14 protein-coding genes and 1 pseudogene are annotated in these 19,856 nt (G+C 30.4%); all 15 read right to left on the bottom strand.

Annotated features, from left to right (window positions below):
* Positions 1–151: 151 nt before the first annotated feature.
* Positions 152–3,211 carry a tetratricopeptide repeat protein gene (locus BW929_RS04070; protein WP_076544112.1) on the bottom strand — a complete coding sequence of 1,020 codons (3,060 nt, stop codon included), beginning with the start codon at positions 3,209–3,211 and terminating at the stop codon, positions 152–154.
* Positions 3,212–3,289: 78 nt separating this feature from the next.
* Positions 3,290–4,969, bottom strand: a complete 1,680-nt coding sequence (locus BW929_RS04065; protein WP_076544111.1) for a restriction endonuclease subunit S — start codon at positions 4,967–4,969, stop codon at positions 3,290–3,292.
* Positions 4,970–4,980: 11 nt separating this feature from the next.
* Entirely contained in the window at positions 4,981–6,420 is a 1,440-nt protein-coding gene (locus BW929_RS04060) for a class I SAM-dependent DNA methyltransferase (protein WP_076544110.1), read from the bottom strand.
* A gap of 25 nt (positions 6,421–6,445) precedes the next feature.
* A complete protein-coding gene (hsdR, locus tag BW929_RS04055) occupies positions 6,446–8,761 on the bottom strand; it encodes an EcoAI/FtnUII family type I restriction enzme subunit R (protein ID WP_076544109.1) in 2,316 nt (771 codons plus the stop codon).
* A gap of 61 nt (positions 8,762–8,822) precedes the next feature.
* Positions 8,823–9,122 carry a hypothetical protein gene (locus BW929_RS04050; protein WP_076544108.1) on the bottom strand — a complete coding sequence of 100 codons (300 nt, stop codon included), beginning with the start codon at positions 9,120–9,122 and terminating at the stop codon, positions 8,823–8,825.
* Between the two features lie 208 nt (positions 9,123–9,330).
* On the bottom strand, positions 9,331–10,356 hold the full coding sequence (locus tag BW929_RS04045; RefSeq protein WP_076544107.1) for a LacI family DNA-binding transcriptional regulator: 1,026 nt from the start codon (positions 10,354–10,356) through the stop codon (positions 9,331–9,333).
* Positions 10,357–10,494: 138 nt separating this feature from the next.
* Positions 10,495–11,553, bottom strand: coding sequence for an ABC transporter permease (locus tag BW929_RS04040; RefSeq protein WP_084566085.1), 1,059 nt, complete (start codon positions 11,551–11,553; stop codon positions 10,495–10,497).
* A 15-nt stretch (positions 11,554–11,568) separates the two neighbouring features.
* Positions 11,569–12,591, bottom strand: a complete 1,023-nt coding sequence (locus tag BW929_RS04035) for a sugar ABC transporter ATP-binding protein (RefSeq protein WP_407645361.1) — start codon at positions 12,589–12,591, stop codon at positions 11,569–11,571.
* Between the two features lie 42 nt (positions 12,592–12,633).
* Positions 12,634–12,999, bottom strand: a pseudogene (locus BW929_RS15610) (ATP-binding cassette domain-containing protein); the annotation flags it as partial.
* A 123-nt stretch (positions 13,000–13,122) separates the two neighbouring features.
* Entirely contained in the window at positions 13,123–13,815 is a 693-nt protein-coding gene (locus BW929_RS04030; RefSeq protein ID WP_076544105.1) for a DUF2291 family protein, read from the bottom strand.
* Positions 13,816–13,904: 89 nt separating this feature from the next.
* Positions 13,905–14,849, bottom strand: coding sequence for a D-ribose ABC transporter substrate-binding protein (locus BW929_RS04025; protein WP_084566084.1), 945 nt, complete (start codon positions 14,847–14,849; stop codon positions 13,905–13,907).
* Between the two features lie 249 nt (positions 14,850–15,098).
* Positions 15,099–16,595 (bottom strand): glycerol kinase GlpK, encoded by a 1,497-nt coding sequence (gene glpK, locus BW929_RS04020; RefSeq protein WP_076544104.1) that lies wholly within the window; start codon positions 16,593–16,595, stop codon positions 15,099–15,101.
* Between the two features lie 25 nt (positions 16,596–16,620).
* Positions 16,621–17,553, bottom strand: coding sequence for a transketolase family protein (locus BW929_RS04015; RefSeq protein ID WP_076544103.1), 933 nt, complete (start codon positions 17,551–17,553; stop codon positions 16,621–16,623).
* Between the two features lies 1 nt (position 17,554).
* Positions 17,555–18,382, bottom strand: coding sequence for a transketolase (locus BW929_RS04010; RefSeq protein WP_076544102.1), 828 nt, complete (start codon positions 18,380–18,382; stop codon positions 17,555–17,557).
* A gap of 32 nt (positions 18,383–18,414) precedes the next feature.
* Entirely contained in the window at positions 18,415–19,836 is a 1,422-nt protein-coding gene (locus BW929_RS04005) for an L-fucose/L-arabinose isomerase family protein (RefSeq protein ID WP_076544101.1), read from the bottom strand.
* Positions 19,837–19,856 lie beyond the last annotated feature (20 nt).

Below are 19,856 nucleotides of genomic sequence, written 5' to 3'. Positions count from 1 at the left end.
AATTAAACACTTTAATAACAGCAATATCTACACTTATAACCAATGCGACTTAAGATAGAATTTGTTGTATTCATAAATTTTTACTTAAGCTTAATTATTTTCTTAAATTATAGTTTTTTCTTTACCAAAATAATCATTTTGAGATTCATTATTATCCCTGTTTAATTCTTTCAATTTCTTTTTTCTGTTTTATTATAAATTTATTTGTTGGATCAATTTTTAATGCCTTATTAGCATACTTCATTGCTTCACTATATCGTTCCTCTTTTTTTAAAAAAACTATATATGATCCCAATAAGTATGTATCATTTGGGCATATATCTATTCCTTTTTTAAAAAATTCTTCCGCTTTATTAGTATCTCCTTCTCGGGCTCTTAATCTTCCCAATCCTTCATATATTGAGCATTTATTTCCTTCTTCCTCTACTAATTCTAAAGCCTCCATAAACATTCCTTCGGATTGGCCAAACTTTCTATCTTTTAATAAAATACTTCCATATCCTTGGAGCATCCACCATGGCTTAATATTTTCATCTTTAGCCATTTCCAACGATTTAATAAAATTTTCATTACTTTTTTTCCATCTACCTAATCGTCCTTGACACATACTTATATGAAATAAAGCATCATAATCGTTTTTTTCAATTTCATATATTAACTTATACAATTTTATTGATTTCTCATTATTACGATTCTTATAAGCCTCTTTTGCAATAGGCCTCAATTCTGTATGAAAAAAATTATACAATTCTCTCATTTTTTTAAGTTTATTAGCTGATACGGCATGATGAAATGCTTCAGCTCCAATGATAGGTTTTTTTATATAATCTTCTTCCCATTGATTAAAATATTCAAAGGCCATTTCATTATATTTATCTTTAGTTTTTTCACTTAATTTATTATAATAAAAACTTTTAATTGACGGATGTAGTTTATATTTTTCTCCATTAAGTTCAATCAGAAATTTATCGATTAAATCTTCCAAAATAAAAACAACTTCATCACCCCCAAATTTTCTGTAAGCGTCTAAAGAAACCGGTATTCTATATATAGAAGCATACTTAATAAAATCTTTTTCTTTTTTATTTAAATCAATTTTTTCTAAAAACAAATTAATAACTTTATCTTGGAATTTACTAAAAATAGTTACATTGTCTAAAATTTCTTTAGGAGGATAGTATTTAGACAAGGATGAAGCAATCTTAATTGCTAAAGGATGACCATCTAAAAATTCAACTAACCTATCAGGAATGTTAATTTCAGTGGTATCTAACCCACTTGACCTCATCCAGTAATCATATAATCTTATAGTATATTTAGGATCTTTAAAACCTTTAAGTTTTAAAATGTTAATATCATTCTCTAAATCAAATGGAAATTTAACCCGTTGATCTGATAAAATAATTATTTTATTAACTATCTTTTCAGCTTCAGAACTAGATAAAATCTCTAGAAATTTTATTATTTTAGGATCCAGTTCCCTTTTATGATCTAATAAATAACTCCAATTGTCGATTATTAAACAACTCTTTTCTTTTGTATCCCATTTACTTCTAATTTCTAAAAATAAATCTTCACTTGGATCAATTAAGTCTTCTTCATTTACTGAAATATCTAAAGAATTTGCAATTTCACCAAGTAGTTTTGTAAATCCAGAGCCAGGAGTTAATTCTAATCGATATTTTTTTATATCTGGAAACATTTTTATAAACGCTTGAGATAATAACGAAGTCTTTCCTATACCTCTCATACCATATATACCTAAAAATCTAAGTTTCCCATTATCCATGAATTCTCTAATTTCAACTAATTCCTGTCCTCTATTTTGAAAAGAACCAACCTCTTTTTCCAATTTTTGATCTTTTAATTTAGTAAATCTATTTTCTGATATATCAATATTCGAAATATTGTAATCACTATTTACTATTTTCTCAAGTTTTTTCCTCTCTTTTCCTAATTTTTGAATGTATTTAGCTAATTTATCTAAATCATTAATATTATTATTCACTAAAACATCTTGTAATTTTTCAATAGTATAATTAACTAAATCTAGTTCTAGTTCTTCGAAAGTTCTCATTTTATTTACAGGACAAAAATCTATTAAATATCTAATATCTTCTTTATTTAATGAACCATTGTCTATTCCTCGCATTAGTAATTTTAATTTTTCTATATAAATTTCAGGTAATATGCTTGAATGTTTTTCTATAAATTCCATTATATTTTCATGTTCTTGATTATTTTCAATTTCTTGTTTTAATTCATCTTCAGAATTCTTATCTAGATAGATTAAAGGACTATAATTTAATACTTGTGGTCCTTCACTACTTTTAACTGTAGCCCTTTTTATATATTGCGAATTTGTATTTATTTTTGTAATAATAATGGCTTCTTCTTCTTTTTTTATAGGCTCGATCCTATTATTTTTTATATGATAATCACTAGTTCTTTGATCAACCTGAGTAGAAATAAATGAATTACCATGTTGTGCAATATTACAATAAATAACGCTTTTTTCATTCAAAAGATCTATACTAGCTATATCGAGAAAAGGAGATGTTTTAGGAGACCAAGAAGGTATAATGATAAAATCAGTATTTGCATCCACCTTATGATCATTGATTAAAGCATCTATACATATTTGAACAAGAAACTTTATTTCTTCTCCACCTATTTCATACTCAAAATATTTTTTTGTTTCTCCTAAAATATTACTACTTTCCCAACTAGATTTATTTATCTTTTCAATATATTCAGTTTTATTTGGGAAAAATATTGGAGAAATTGATTTTCTAATATCACTTTTACTATCATTTCTATCAAGATTAAAATTTATCCCGATATTAGAATATATTTCTTTATATTTATCTAAAATAGTATGGCTACCTGCTATTATAATAACATTATATCTTGAAGAAAAAGTTTTTAACTTTTCCAATAGTTTTGCCGGAACAGAGTATTCAGGAAATATTAATATATCGATGTCTTGTTTGGAAATATATTTTAAAATCTTATTAACTTTTTCTTCAACATACTTAATATAAGTCTTTCGAATATTATCTCTAATATTATACCCATTTTCATCTAATAATAAATCTCCTAGCTTTATACCATCAAATATTGTTATCGGTTCAGAAAGTTGGTTAGTCATTTTATCTGAAAAAGCTGGATGGGCTTTCATTTGAACAAGACCAATATTCACTTTTGCCATTATAAAGCCTCCTTAATTTTTTAATACATTTATAAAAATTATGACTTACATACTGGCTGCTTGAATCTGAGTAAAAGATTAAATTGTTCCAAGCCTTTCAATTATATAGTCTCTTTTTTCTAATTTTCTTTTTAATTTATCTATCATTTCCATTAAAGCATCTACTGTTTTTACAATTCGTTCTTGCTCACTAAGGGAAGGTATCGGAATTAATAAGTTAGCTAATTGGCCTAAATATATTCCCTTTTGAGCTGTTCCTTTTGCCTCTTCCTCCATGGTTTGCTTTATGTAAGGACTAAGCATAACATATCTTAAATAATGAACATTAATTCCTGTCTTAAGTACAGCTACACTTCTTTGAACTGTAAATAATTTATCTGTATCAACTACTAAGGAACGACCAAGTGTACCAACTATTGTTAATAATAAATCTCCCTTCTCGATTTGTGTTCTTTTATGCTCTTTTTTAAAATCTTTTTCTTTTATTATTCTAGAAGGTTTTTTAAAATCAATCTTATCATTTAAAATATTCGTTGCACTTAACATTTCATAACCTTCACCACTTATTCCCTTAGGAGGATTATGGGAGCCATCGGTAATTTTGAAACAAATATTGCCAAGTTTTTCCCATTTCCAATTTTTTGGAATAATATAATGTGTTTTATTATTGTTTTTTTCTTCTATTTTTAATCTTGATTTTTTAATCTCTCCTTTTTTAATTAATTCTTTTTTCTCTTCTTCAATTTTATTAATCAATTCTAAAGCTGGCTCATCACTTTCATCCTGCGGTACTAATTTACCTTCAATGGCTAACTGCAAAACAATATTTCTCATTTCATCCATTGATTCTGAAGTCTTAAAAATAACATCAAAATTTTCAATAATAAAATTTATATTATCTTTTAATTCTTCAGCATTCTTGCTGTCTTTTATTGCAATAACAATTGATTCTGAAAGATTTTGAGAAATACTTTCTTTTTGATTAAGTTTATCTTCTAATTTATCAACTTCTTTCATTAACTTTTCTATTTTTTCTACAATTCTTTTTTGTTCTTCTAATGGAGGAACTGGAACTAAAATATTTTTCCATTTAGTTTTATTTATTATTGGAATAGTAGTTTTTGAAGATAATTCTAATGCTCTATTATTAAAATAACTACTCTGCATAAAGTATAAAAATAATTTTGGCTCTAATAATTTATCTGAATATAGGGTAAGTGAATTAATTTGCTGATTAAAACAACTTTCACGGTCAGTTATATAAGCCTTTCCAACTGTACCTATACAAACCATTAAAATTGTATTTTCAGGAACCAATCTACTTTTTTCTGCACCCTCTTCTGTTAATTTTAACTTTGTATTATAATCAATTTTATTATAATAAATATTATCCGGTTTTATAAAAGGAATATTTCCAAAATAATATTCGTCATTACTTCTTTTAGGAGTCTTACCAGTTTTAGTTTCTCCTAATGAACCTAATCTAGTCCATTCCCAATTTTCAGGAATTTCAAATGATGGTATATCTTCTTTACTTATTTTTTTTAGTTTTCCTCTTGGAGTTTTTACTAACCCTTTTGATAATAAATCTTCTTTTAATTTAGCTATTTTTTCAATAATATCTTCTCCTGATTTTTCTTCCTCACTTTGATAAGATAACTTGCCTTCAAGAGCAAAATCTAAAATTTTCTTCCTTAATTTTTCGATATTATCTGATATTCCATATAGTGTTTCAAATTCATCTAAATATATACTCACATTAAGACCTCCTACAGTACTTCTTTAAGTTCTTCTTTAATTAATTCCTGTAATCCTGTAATCTCATTTTGAACCTCATTATATTTCCTAAGTAGTTCTTTAGGGTCATGATTATCCTCTTCTATAACATTAGGATTATTTATATCTAGATTATAATCACTTCCAACAATTTCTTCTTTTTCAACCTGCCAAGCTCTTTCAGTTTCTTCTCTATCATTCCACCAGTTTCTAACTTCTTCAAAGTGTTTAGATTGCATTGGTTTAGTCTTAGAAAATGCCTTATAACCTTCTGGTAGAGGTAATTCATAATACCAGACTTTATCTGTTCCCTCAACATTTTTATTAAAAAATAAAAGATTAGTAGCAATAGAAGTATAAGGAGCAAAAACACTACCAGGTAATCTAACGATTGTATGTAAATTAAATTCATCAAATAATTTCTTTTTTATCTCTAATTTAGCATTATCAGTTCCAAAAAAGAACCCATCTGGTAAAACAACTCCAGCTCTACCATCTTCTTTTAACCTGTACATAATTAATGTCATAAATAAATCTGCTGTTTCAGATGTTTGAAAAGGTTTAGGAAAATTCATCTGAATAATATCCTGCTCAGTTCCACCAAAAGGAGGATTCATTGCTATAACATCAAATTTATCTTTTTCAGTAAACTCTCTTAAACTTTTATTTAATGAATTACCATGTAAAATATCTGGAGTGTCTATGTCGTGCAAGATTAAATTTGTTACTCCAAGCATATAAGGCATAGGTTTTTTTTCGACACCATGGAGTCCATTTTGCAGATTCTCTCTGTCCTCAACTGAGAGATCATATTTATTCCTTCTATATTCTAAAGAACTAACTAAAAACCCACCAGTACCACAGGCAAAATCAGCCACAGACTCTTCAATTTTAGGATCCAACATTTCGATAACAAAATCAGTAACTGCACGTGGAGTATAATACTCTCCTGAATTACCAGCACTTTGTAAGTCTTTTAATATAGTTTCATATATCTCATTGAATGCATGTCTTTCTTTATAATTATCAAAATCAACCTGGTTAATTCTATTTATAACTTTTCTCATTAAAGTACCGGATTTCATGTAATTATAGGAATCAGCAAAAACTTCTTTAACCAAAATTTTTCTTTCATCAGTATATTCATCTATTTCAAGGTTACTTAATTCAACAAATAATTCATTATCAACAAACTCTAATAATTCATTTCCAGTCATACCCTCTTCATCTCCAGCCCAGTTCCTCCACTGATATTTTTCTGGAATGATCGGAGTATAATCGTCTTCAACTACTTCCCATTCTTCTTCTTTAGTATCGAACACTTTCAAGAAGAGCATCCAGACTAACTGTGAAATTCTTTGAGCATCTCCATCGACACCAGCATCTTGACGCATAATATTCTGTATACTTCTAACAAAATTAGATATTGTCATTATTTAAAAACATCCTTTCAAAAAATTAAGCATATAATTTATTTTCTAGTTCTTTAATTGCCGCTTCATATTTTTTCCGGCTACCAAATGATTTAATTATTTTTTTAGGAGAACCGATCTTTCTAAATTCTTCTAACTGAAGAACTTTCATGTCCTCAATATTTGTCACACCATCATCTCTATACTTATCTAATAAAGCTTTTATAACTTCTCTTGCTTCCTCTTCATATTTAGCAAAATAATCACTTTTTTCAACTTTATCTGCTCTTTCCTGTCTAGTGAGAGGTGGTTTATCATAAGCAATATGACATATTAAGTCAAATTCATCCATATCTTTACCGACTTCTTCCTTTAACTCTTCTAAAAATATACCCTGATTCTCTAATTCTTTTATTATTGCCTGTTTTTTATCTTTACTATTCCATTTTCTAATAAAATCATTTAAAGTATCATAATGCTCTCTGACATTTTTTCTAGTATAATCAATCAAAGATTCAGTTACTAACTTTCCATCTTTATCGTAATATTGGACTTTTTCGCTAATCAAATGAACCTCTACATCATCTAAATAGTATTTTACACTGCTATTATTATCATCTGAACCTTCTGGATCTATTATGATATCTTCATCTTCGTCATTCCCATCATAAGAACCAGTTAAATCACCAGGTTCAAATTCATCTTCCTGTACAGGTTCTCCATCGAATTCTGGATCCGCAAACTTTCTTGTAACACCTCTGAAATCCATTATAGTAAAAAATCTTTTATTATAATCTTCATTTATTCTAGTTCCTCTACCAATAATTTGCTTAAATTCAGTCATAGAATTAATATTAGCATCTAAAACTATCAACTTACAGGTCTGGGCATCAACTCCGGTAGTAAGCAATTTAGAAGTAGTAACCAGTGTAGGATATTTTTCAGCTGGATCAGTGAAATTAGTAAGCTGTTCCTTGCCTCTTTGATGTTCACTAGTTATAGCCATTACATATTTACTATTTTTCTTTACTAAATCAGAGTTTTCATTAATTAAAGATTGACGCATTCTTTCAGCATGATCAATATCAACACAAAAAACTATAGACTTATTATACCTGCTATTTGGCTTTAGATAATCACTTACTTCTTTTGCTACCAATTCTGTTCTTTTTTCTAATACTAAACTCCTATCATAATCCTTAATATTATATTCTCTATCCTCGACAGGTAGACCATATTTATCTAACTTGTCTTTTGTAGGCCTATATCCTTCTAGATCTTTATCTAAATTTACTCTAACTACTTTATAAGGGGCTAAATAACCATCATCAATACCCTGCTTTAATGAATATGTATAAATAGGTTCTCCAAAGTAATGAGTATTGGAAACCTTATTTGTTTCCTTAGGAGTTGCTGTTAGTCCTATATGGGTAGCATCATCAAAATAATCTAAGACTTCTCTCCAGGCAGAGTCCGCTCTAGCAGAACCTCTATGACACTCATCAATGACAACCAAATCAAAAAAATCTGAGCTAAACTGTCTGTATGTTTCCTGCCACTCTTCACTGCCGGTCATAGACTGATATAAAGCCATATATATTTCGTGAGCTTTATCAACAGTTTTTCTATCAACTTTTTGCATAATATCTTTGAAAGGATTAAAATCATTAACCATAGCCTGATCAATTAAAATATTTCTATCAGCTAAAAATAAAATCCTTTTTTTCTCTCTAGCTTTCCATAATCTATGTATTATTTGAAAAGCAGTAAAAGTTTTACCTGTTCCAGTAGCCATTACTAGCATTATTCTATCTTGACCCTTGGCAATAGCTTCAACAGTCCTATTAATAGCAACTCTTTGATAATATCTTGGAGTTTTTCCTCCTTGAGCATAATAGTAATCTTGAGTTACAATCTCTTCTTCTTCTTCAGTATAATTCTTATAGTCGCTATATCTATCCCATAATTTTTTTGGAGACGGGAAATTTGACAAAGAAATTTCTCTAACCTTACCGGTCGTCCTATCATGTTCAATAAAAGCATCACCATTTGAAGCATAAACAAAAGGCACATCTAAAATCTCTGCGTAATCAAGAGCCTGCTGCATACCTGACCCAATAGAATGTTGATTGCTTTTTGCCTCAACTACAGCTAAAGGGAAATTAGACTTGTATTCCAGTAGATAATCAGCTTTCTTTCCTTTTTTTCTTGCAGTTGCTTTACCTCTAACCACAATTCTACCAGCTGTAAAATAATATTCTCTTCTTATTTGTCTTTTTTTATCCCAGCCAGCTCTTTTTATAGCTGGAGTTATGTAATTCATACATATTTCAGATTCGGTCATTGATTTTTTATCTGTCATTAACTCGCCCCCTAAAAGAAGAAAACTCAAGCCTATTATATCAACTTATTTCCAATAAAGTCTAATTAAAAACTTCTACCACTACTGACTCAGGTACCCACATATAGTTAATTCCTTCATCATTGATAGGAAACTCGAAGTAATACCAGTTACCATCTAAATCTGTTTTATACTGATCACTGCCTTCTAGACCCTCAAGCCACTGTTCTTCTGCAATGATTAATTCATCTTCATCATTAACAGGATCTTCAGGAAAACCTTCTCTAATTATCTTAAGTTTATACTCACCGTCTGGAAAATTAAATCCACTTTCTTTATAAGACTTAGCTTTATAAAATTCACCAACTTTATAGTTATTCATAGCAGTTCACAACCTCTCTAAAAGTAATAGATTTAATTCAAAATATATTTAAATATCTAATTATATATTTCTTGGAATATATGGTTTTTCCTTCATCTACAAATCGACAATTTTTTTAGAAGTCCAATAACTTAGAACTTGAAGAATTAATAAAAGCAAAAAAAGAATCTTCCCCAGGCTGTCCCCCTGAAGAAGATTCTAAAAACATTTAAATATCTACTTTTTTTATACTATTCCTTTCAACAAGTTCTGTACTTATTTCTATTTTCTGATTAACATAATCATCATATTCTATCTTTTCGATTAATCTTTTTACTGCAACTTCTCCTAAATACTGTTTATGCACCTTAACTGTAGACATTTTAGGTTCACATATTTCACAATATGGCATATCATCAAATCCTATTATAGACACTTCTTCAGGAATCTTAACACCATATTCTTTTAGTGCTTTTACAGCACCAAAAGCTATAATATCATTATCTGCAAAAAATGATGTTGGCAGTTCGGGATTTTGTGTAAATAAGATTTCTTTCATTTGCTGATAGGAGCCCTCAATTGTAGGCTCTAAACTAAATTGATAATCTTCATTAATTCTAAGCCCTGATTCCCTGATAGCATCTTTAAAGCCCAATTTTCTATAATAAAAATTGTTTATATACACAGAGCTGTGTAGATAACCAATATTCTTATGACCATTTTCAATAAGTCTTTGAGTCCCTTTGTAGGAAGCACTATAATTATCAATCACTACTTGATCATAATCTCTATTTTTAAAGAAACTATCAAGTAATACCACAGGTTTATTTAATAGATCAAAATAATCTAAATCTTCTTCTAACATCTCTGTAGCTAGTATCAAATATCCAGAAGAACTATCAGCACTTATATTATTTATAATTTCTTTATAATTTTTTTCATTTCTTGACAAATGAGAAATCATCATTTCATAACCTTCATCCCTACATTCTTTTTGTATGCCTTCTAACAAATTAGAGAAGAATGGCGTGTCTGAAACAACATAACCATGTTTTTTATAAATTATTATTCTTATAGACTTAGGAGATTTTGATGTAGAGCTCTTCGTTTTATTATAGCCCAGGTCTTTAGCAATCTTTATAATTTTATCCTTAGTTTCCTCACCTACGCCTTTTCTATTATTTAAAGCATTGGAAACCGTTGCCTTAGAAACTCCGGCTGATTTTGCAATATCATCTAATTTTACTTTGGCCATCCTTAAACCTCACTTTCTAAAACTTTTCTATTACAAGTTTATTATATCTGTATTAACTAAATTTATCAATTTTTCAACTAAAAATTTAGTTTTTTATTAAAACTGCCCAGGAAGGGTTAATATAAAAATTATTAATAACTACTGGTTACTCTGGATAGCCGCCTTTTTCTCTGCCTGTTTCTGTAGTTGGTCAAATATTACCGCAGTAACGATTACTAGTCCTGTAATTACCATTTGCCAGAACTCTGAAACTCCCATCATAACAAGTCCATCAGACAATACTCCAATAACAAAAGCCCCCACTATAGTACCTCCAATAGTTCCAACCCCTCCACTTAAGGAAGTACCACCTAAGACAGTCGCTGCTATTGCATTTAACTCCCAACTTTCTCCTGTAGCTGGATGAGCAGCAACTAATTCTGAAGCAACAACTAGTCCAACTATTGCACACATCAAACCAGAAAACATATAAACAAACATCTTAATATTCTTAACTTTAATCCCTGAAATTTTAGCAGCTTTTTCGTTACCACCAACAGCATAAACATGCCAGCCTAATGGTGTTTTTTTAGTTATGTAAACTGCTATCAATGCTATAACAATTAAAATCCAGATTTGATTAGGTATACCTAATATTCTTCCCGAACCAATAAAGGGAAATCCAGTATTTCCTAGTCTTTCTTCACCAGTTAAATTTGAAAAAGTTTCTCCACCGGATCTCAAAAGAGCAAAGCCTCTAGCTATATAGAGAGTCCCTAGAGTTGCAATAAAGGGAGGTACATTAAATCTACTTACAAGAAATCCATTAAAAGCTCCCATTGTTATTCCAAGAGCTAAAGTTATTAAAATTACAATAAATATATTAAAGTAAATAGTTACTCCAAACATAGAAAGTACAAGTCCTTCATTAATCAAACCACCTGCTATCATTGCTGAAAGGCCAACTATCGAGCCAACTGATAGGTCAATCCCTCCACTTATTATAACAAAAGTCATACCAATAGCCAGTAATGCATACTGCGATGCATGCCTTGTCATAATAAACATATTTCTAACTGAGAAAAAATTAGGTACTGTAATACTGAAAAATAATATCAATACTATTAAAGCTATAAAAGTACGCATCTTAAATAGAAGCATTCCCAGTGTTAAATCATTAAATAAATTTTTTCCATTTTTATCTAAGCTATCTTTCATAGTTTTATACCCCTTTTATGAATTTTTAACAGAATGTCCTATTGATGAAGCTTTTACAAGTTTATCTTCTGTCATTTCTTTTTTATCGAATTCTCCAGTTATTTTACCTTTTGACATTACTAATACTCTATCTGATACAGCCATTATTTGTTTTAATTCTGAAGCTACATAAATTATTCCAATACCTCTATCGGCAAGTTTATCCATAATCTTAAATACATCTTCTTTAGCTCCAACATCAATGCCTCTTGTGGGTTCATCCAACAGAAGAACCTTTGGCTTAGTTAATATACCTTTTCCTATTACAACTTTTTGCTGATTACCTCCACTAAGAGATTCCATATTTAAATCAATATCAGCTACTTTAATTGAAAGATCTTCAATCATAGCACTGATTGTGTTTTCTATTTCATCAGTTACCAAATGTATTCCTTTCGTATATCTTTTTAAATTGGACAAAGTCATATTTTTTCTAACAGACAAAATAGGGACCAGACCTTCTGTTTGCCGATTTTCTGGTATTAAGGCAAGCCCATTTTTAATCTGTTGAGACACAGATCGGATACTAATTTTTTCGTTATCAAGATAAATTTCATTCTCCACTTCCGGATGAAGACCCATCAAGGTTTCTAAAAGTTCGGTTCTACCTGCTCCCAACAGACCATATATACCTAAAATCTCTCCTCTTTTAAGTGAAAAAGAAACATGATCAACAAGATATCCACCTGATAATTTAGGTAAAGTAATAGATTCTGCATTTAGTATGTTTTTATCCTGAATTTTATGTTCCATTTCAATATCTAACATGTCTCTTCCTAACATTTTTGATACTATCCAGGAAATGCTAATATCATTAGTTTTTGCTTCTGTAATTTTTTCTCCATCTCTGAGTATTGTAACATAATCACAAATTCGCATAATTTCTTCCAGGCGGTGAGAAATATATACAATAGATACTCCTTGAGATTTTAAATCTTCAATAATATTAAATAAAATTTCTACTTCAGAATTACTTAAAGAAGATGTAGGTTCATCCATTATTAATACGTGTAAATTTTCCTGCAGCATAGTCTTTGCAATTTCAACAATCTGTTGTTGGCCCGCTCTAAGATTTCCAACCTTTGTATTTGGATCAATATCCTGTTTTAATTTATTTAGAATTTCTTTAGCTTTTTTATAATGTTCTTTTTGATTTAACTGAATACCATACTTAACCCTTTCTTCAGTCATAAACAAGTTTTGAGCAACAGTTAATTCTTTAAATAAATTTAATTCTTGATGGATTATTCCGATCCCTTTTCTTTTAGCATCTCTTGTATTTAACATTTTTATTTTTTCATCATTCAGATAAATCGAACCCTCATTTGGCTCCACTATACCTGCGATAATTTTCATTAAAGTTGATTTCCCTGCACCATTTTCTCCTACCAGGGCATTAACTTTCCCCCGGTATATATTAAAATCAACATCATCCAGAGCAATTGTACCTGGATAAATCTTTTTTATACCCTTTGTTGAAAGGCACACATCAGACATTTCATTAGTTTTTAATTCATTAGTCATTATTCTCTACTCCCCCAATAGATCAATTTCAACAGGAGTCAAAATGATTTCAGAAGAATCTTTTATAGCTACTCCTTTAAAATCGATTTCTTGATCCAGCAAATTTTCAAATTTAAATTCATTTAATACTTCTTTAATTACTTTGTCATTTAGCTCACTAGAAAATTGAGCATATTCTATTTGGTTACCAAAATTATCAAAAGAAATAAAATCTAAACTATCTCTTATTGAGGTTCCTCTAATTACAGGTCCAATTTGCATTTTGAGTTCTGGCTCATCATCATATGGTTTTAAATCTAAATCAACAGTACCGTTTCTAGATTCAGTATTTAATGAAATAATTTTAGCTTCTCCTGAAATTATATATTTCCATGGAGTACCTGCTGAACTCTCTCTAGTTCCATACTCTTCGCCTGCTCTTTTTTGATCACTTTTTATTGCACTTATTACCTTACCAGCCTTATTTTTTTTGCTTTCTTGAACTATATAGGGCACAATATTTTCTGTCCATAATTGGTCAACATATTCGGATAAATTAGTGTTTTCTCCATCTAAGTTTATACTGTTATTGGCTGAAGTAGTATTCTCTTTATCAAGTTTAACAACAGTCCATGGTTTACAGGCAGACAGTATAAAAAGAAAAGAAACTGCTGTAATTAAAAGTATAAGAACTTTTAAATAGCTCCTGCTATTTTTCATTTATTATCACCTTCAATTTTTAATATAATATCTCAATCTATATTTAACTAACTACCTGCAGATCAATCTGCAGGTAGTTAATTTAATGATTACTTTTCTTCTAATCTATAATTATGAAGTCTATCTGCGTTTTCTTTTGTTATTAATGTACAATCCATTAACTGCTTTTCCTTAACACCTGTAGAACCAGTTTCCAGATATTTATCAGCCTGTTCTACAGCCATTTGAGCCATATCATATGCTGGCTGTAAAGCAGTAGCTTTAATATCACCATTCATTATTGACTCTGCAACATCATCACTACCATCAAAACCAACAACAATTACATCCCCCATACCAGCGGCTTTTAATGCTGCCATAGCGCCCATTGCCATGGTATCATTTCCACAAACTACTCCCTTAATATCGTCATTAGCCTGAATAATTGACTCCATTTTTGTGAAAGCTTCTGTCTGACTCCAATTAGCACTCTGTTGAGCAACCATTTCCATATCCGGATATTGATCTATTACCTGATGGAAACCCTGAGATCTAATCTGAGCATTGGTGTCAGATGATTTACCTGTTAATTCAACATATTTACCTTTTTCATCCATAAGCTCTACAAATTTTTCTCCTACTAATGTTGCACCTTGATAGTTATTAGAAACAATTTGAGAAATAGCAACACCAGATGCATTAATTTCTCTATCAATTAGGAATGTTGGTATTCCGGCATCTTTAGCTTTTTGAACTGCTGCAATAGTTGCTTCTGCACCAGCATTATCACAAATGATTGCTTTGGCATTTCTTGCAATAGCAGTATCAAAGAGTTCGCTCTGTTTACTTACTGAACCTGCGTGAACTACACTTAATGTTTCATAACCAAGCTCTTCAGCCTTTTCTACTGCTGCATCTGCTTCAGTTTTAAAAAATGGATTATCATGTGATGGAGTAATAACTACAATTAAACCTTTATCCTGAGCGCCAACAGTCCCGGTTAATAGTCCAAACACCAAACAGCTAAGTAATAAGATAATAATAGTTTTTTTCAATTTTTTATCCTCCTCAAATTTTGTTAGATAATTTTAAAATAATAAATAACTATTCTAAAAACTAAACCCCTTAAATTCCAATTAATAAATTAGTTAAACACCTTTAGTTATCACCCCTTTCCCAATATTCTAAAAATAAACTTTTTAATTTACAACCAAAAACTATCTCCCCCTTTTTTCGGATAATTAATTACAGAAAATTTGTTATATTTCAATCAAGATAATAGGCCCATTATTTTACAGATTCAACTATTTAACAAAAATATTTACTGCATCTTTCCAGCCTTGATAATATCTTTTTCTAGTACTTTTTTCAATTTTATCCTTATAAACTATTGAATTTTCATTTAATAATTTTAAATCATCTTGTGATTGCCAAAATCCCGTTGTTAATCCACCTAGATAAGCAACTCCAATTGCAGAAAGTTCTTCAATCTCACTTTTATAAACAGGTACCCCGAGCATATCTGATTGAAACTGCATTAAAAATTTATTCTGAGTAGGACCACCATCAACTTTAATTTTCTTAATCTCAACTTTTGCTTCTTTGGCCATTAAATCAACCACATCTTTGATCTGATAAGCTATCGATTCCAGGGCAGCTCTTATAATATGCTCTTTTTGGGTGTCAAATGTAATACCAACAATGCTTGCATTAATATTATTTTTCCAATAAGGAGCTCCTAACCCAACAAAAGCTGGTATAAAATATACTCCACCATTATTTTTAAGTTTTACAGCTATTTTTTCCGAATCTTTTTCATTTGAAATCAATTTTAAATTTTGGACTATCCATTTAATAGTAGCTCCTGTTGAGTGAATATTCCCTTCGTAAATATATTCAATTTTATTGTTAAGACCCCAACCAATCGAGGTTACAATTCCCTTATCAGAAATTTTATAATCATCTCCAATATTCATTGCTATTGAAGAACCAGTTCCATAAGTAACTTTTGCCATTCCTTTTTCAAAACATTTCTGTCCAAACAGAGCGGCATGAGAATCACCAAGTACTCCAACAATCGGTATTGGATCCTCTAAAAGATTATCCAAATTGGTATAAGCGAATATTTCATCAGAATACTTCACTCCCGGGGCCATAGATTTAGGAATATCTAGAATATCCATGATTTCGTAATCCCACCAAAGATCTTTTATATTATATAGCATAGTCCTTGAGGCATTCGAGTAATCTGTGGCATGTACTTTTTTATTACTTAAATTATAAATTAACCAGCTATCAATTGTTCCAAAAAGAACTTCTCCTTTTTCTGCTTTTTCTCTAACACCTTCAACATTATCTAAAATCCATTTGATTCCTGTTGCAGAAAAGTAAGGATCAATTAGAAGACCCGTTTTTTCTCTAAATAGTTCTTGATAACCTTTTTCTTTTAATTCATTACAAATTTTTTCGCCTCTTTTACACTGCCAGACAACAGCATTATATACTGGTTTACCGGAGTTTTTATCCCAAACTACTACTGTTTCTCTTTGATTGGTAATACTAAGTGATCGAATCTGATTTGATTCAATTTTAGAATTATTTATTAACTCTTTAATTACTTTAATTGTATTTTGGTATATTTCTACTGGATCATGTTCCACCCACCCTGACTTGGGATAATATTGCTGATGTTCTATTAATTTTTTTTCTATAATCTTTCCGGTTTTATCAATTATTAAAGCCTTTGTTCCAGAAGTGCTCTGATCCACAGTCAATAGATACTGTTTTTTTTGATTCACCATTGTTTGTCTCCCTTTTTATATATTATTAATCAAACATTTCTTTTGCTTTTTCTGCAATATTAGAAGGAGTTAAACCGTATTCTTTAAAAATATCTTCTGGATAACCTGTTACAGCTGGTTCATCTGGAATTGCAAAAACCTTAACCGGTACTGGATGATTTTCAGCAACAACCTGACTCACAGCGGAGCCAAGTCCACCATACACACTGTGTTCTTCAACAGTTATTATTTTCCCTGTTTCTTCTGCTGCTTTAATAATGGCTTTTTCGTCAATTGGTTTCAATGTATGCATATTAATAACTCTGCAGTCTAGATCGTCTTCTTCTAATAATTCGGCAGCTTTTAAGGCTGTAGAAACCAGCTCTCCAGTCGCTATTATAGTCAAATCACTACCCCCGCTTAACTGATCTGCCTTACCAATCTCAAACTCATAATCAGCAGATTGATGAACCTCTTCTACAGCATTTCTTCCGACTCTAACATAAACTGGTCCTTCATAATTAACTAATTCTTCCATTAATTTTTCAGTGTCATACCTATCTGCAGGCATAATCATTTTTATGTTTGGGATCGCCCGCATAACAGCAATATCATGTAAAGCATGATGTGACATGCCAAGTGGACCATAACTTACTCCTCCGCTAATTCCAATAATTTTTACATTTACATTAGAATAAGCAACATCTACCTTTACCTGCTCAATTGCTCTCATTGTAACAAAAGCTGCATAGGATGTAATAAAAGGTTTCTTTCCACTGGCAGCTAATCCAGCTGCCATACCTACAATATTTTGTTCAGCAATTCCAACCTCTACCAGCTGGTCTGGTAACTGATTACCAAAATCAGTCATAGATGCTGATCCTCTTGAATCACTGGTTAAAGCCACAATATCTCTATCTTTTTTCCCATATTCTATTAACTTTTCACATACTACTTTTTTATTGGCAGTTTTAGACATATTATATCACCTCACCCTTTGAACTTAATTCCTCTAATGCTTGAGCTAGCTCCTCTTCAGATGGTAAACCATGGTGCCATTCTGCTTTATTTTCCATAAATGAAACACCCTTACCTTTAATTGTATTAGCAAGAATTAGAGTTGGTCTTCCCTTGATTTCTGAACTTTTAGTAAATGCATTAATCAGTTCCTGATAATTATGTCCATCAACCTCTATTATTTCCCAACCAAAACTTTTCCATTTTTCTGCTAAAGGTTCTAAACCCATTACTTTTTCTGTATTATCTGTAATTTGCAAATTATTTCTATCAATTATTCCAACTAAATTATCCAATTTAAAGTGTGAAGCAGCCAGGGCCGCTTCCCAAACTGACCCTTCCGCCAGTTCTCCATCTCCCATCAAAGTATACACTTTATAATTTTTTTTGCTCATTTTAGCCGCTTTGGCCATTCCTGCTGCAATTGCCAGTCCATGACCTAAAGCCCCAGTATTCATTTCAACTCCCGGAACTTTATTATTCGGGTGCCCAATTAACCTTGATTTATACTGACAGAAGGTATTTAGTTCTTCTTTATCAAAATATCCCTTATCAGCTAAAATAGTATAATATGACTCTACACTATGACCTTTACTTAAAATAAACCTGTCTCTATCATCCCAGTCTGGATCATCAACTTTTATATCCATTACTTCATAGAATAAAACTGTCATTATATCTGTATTTGATAATGATCCTGCAGTATGTCCTGTCCCTGCATTAACAATCATCTTTAATAAATCTCTACGAATCTGGGCTGCTTTTTCAGTCAAGAATTCTATTTTATCCATAAGAAAACCTCCCTTAATCGAAAACTCAAAATTTATTTGTGATTATATACTTTCCAGCCTAAATAATTTGTCATTGCTTCTTCTAAAATATCAGACACAAGACTAAGATTAATTGCTACATGATGTTCAAAACCATTTTCACAAATATAGTTCATTAAATTCTGGAGACCTTCAACTTTTGCAACTCCTCTGGAACCAAAAGTATCCAATAAATCATCAGTAATTTCTCCTTCAGCTAAGTATGCTTCAATCTCACCGCTATTATCATTAGTATGAACTCTGGCAAAAGTGATATTATCTGGTTTAATCTCACCATCAATAGAACCATAAGTATTTTCCTGTCCTAAAGTTGAACCTAAAATTTCTGGATAATTAATCTGGGGACAGCTATTGCCATTACAACTATAAATATCTTTAGCAAAATTACCACAATGAAAAATTATTGCTTTATCAGGATCATCGCCATAATTATTATTCCAATCTACTATTCCACTTGGCTTTTCTGAAGCAGCCTGTAAAGCAAGCATACTCAATGCTCCCATTACATCACTTTCACATGCTGAAGGAATTCCTCTGTTTGAAAAAATACTCATTACAGTACAGGGATTGATCCCCAATGAGTTTTGAAGAGAATCCCAACATTGAAAAGCAACTGCATCAATTTCATTTTCATTAACCCAATTATTATAGATCACATTTAATTTTGCCATTTTTAACATGGCTGATTCTGGAACTTTTGAAGTATCCATATATGATGTTAATTCTTCCAATGAATTTATCACATCTTTGTTATCTTTATCTAATTTTTCAACTGCATTTACAAAATCAAGCATTGATATTGGTTCCACAGAAATATTATTTCTCTGTAAAATCTTTTCACTAAACCTTACAGTATTAAAATCAGCAGGTCTTATTCCTATTAATCCCAGCCGAGCTCCTTTTAATTTATCAACTACATTACAAACACCAATAAATTTATCTATTTCTCTCTTAAATTCTTCAGTATCTGGTGCTAAAGTGTGATTCTCAGTTAAGCTAAAATCAATTCCAAATTGTTTTAAATTATTACATACAGAAATCTTACCACAAAAACTATCACGCCGATTAATGTAATCCAATTTATTAATTTCATCTGGAAAAGCGTGAACTAAAACAGGCACATCTAAATCACTTTCTTTAATTGTCTCTACAATACTTTTTTCATCACCAAAATTTGGTAAGCTAACGATAATTCCTTTAATGTTTTCTTTTTTCTTTTTAAACAGCTCAATACTTTTTTTAGCATCACTTCTATCCTGTATACTTCCGAATACTCCCTCTTCTTCATCCAGAAGAATAGGTTGGATACCTTTTTCCTTTAGAATTGGCAGCAGGGAATTTCTTCCTTTCTCACATAATTCATCAGCAAAAAAATCTCTATTACCTATTAATACTCCCATTGGTATTTTATTCATTATTCAACCTCCAGTTATTA

The organism is Halanaerobium kushneri, assembly GCF_900156285.1.
Taxonomy (GTDB): Bacteria; Bacillota; Halanaerobiia; order Halanaerobiales; family Halanaerobiaceae; genus Halanaerobium; species Halanaerobium kushneri.
This window is presented reverse-complemented; position numbering and strand designations above follow the sequence as displayed.

Coding starts and splice junctions, on each gene's coding strand:
- BW929_RS04015 (WP_076544103.1), bottom strand. CDS start 17,553: ATGTCTAAAACTGCCAATAAAAAAGTAGTATGTGAAAAGTTAATAGAA.
- BW929_RS04030 (WP_076544105.1), bottom strand. CDS start 13,815: ATGAAAAATAGCAGGAGCTATTTAAAAGTTCTTATACTTTTAATTACA.
- hsdR (WP_076544109.1), bottom strand. CDS start 8,761: ATGACAGATAAAAAATCAATGACCGAATCTGAAATATGTATGAATTAC.
- BW929_RS04035 (WP_407645361.1), bottom strand. CDS start 12,591: ATGGATGAACCTACATCTTCTTTAAGTAATTCTGAAGTAGAAATTTTA.
- BW929_RS04070 (WP_076544112.1), bottom strand. CDS start 3,211: ATGGCAAAAGTGAATATTGGTCTTGTTCAAATGAAAGCCCATCCAGCT.
- BW929_RS04060 (WP_076544110.1), bottom strand. CDS start 6,420: ATGACAATATCTAATTTTGTTAGAAGTATACAGAATATTATGCGTCAA.
- BW929_RS04045 (WP_076544107.1), bottom strand. CDS start 10,356: ATGGCCAAAGTAAAATTAGATGATATTGCAAAATCAGCCGGAGTTTCT.
- BW929_RS04040 (WP_084566085.1), bottom strand. CDS start 11,553: ATGAAAGATAGCTTAGATAAAAATGGAAAAAATTTATTTAATGATTTA.
- BW929_RS04005 (WP_076544101.1), bottom strand. CDS start 19,836: ATGAATAAAATACCAATGGGAGTATTAATAGGTAATAGAGATTTTTTT.
- BW929_RS04010 (WP_076544102.1), bottom strand. CDS start 18,382: ATGGATAAAATAGAATTCTTGACTGAAAAAGCAGCCCAGATTCGTAGA.
- glpK (WP_076544104.1), bottom strand. CDS start 16,595: ATGGTGAATCAAAAAAAACAGTATCTATTGACTGTGGATCAGAGCACT.
- BW929_RS04050 (WP_076544108.1), bottom strand. CDS start 9,122: ATGAATAACTATAAAGTTGGTGAATTTTATAAAGCTAAGTCTTATAAA.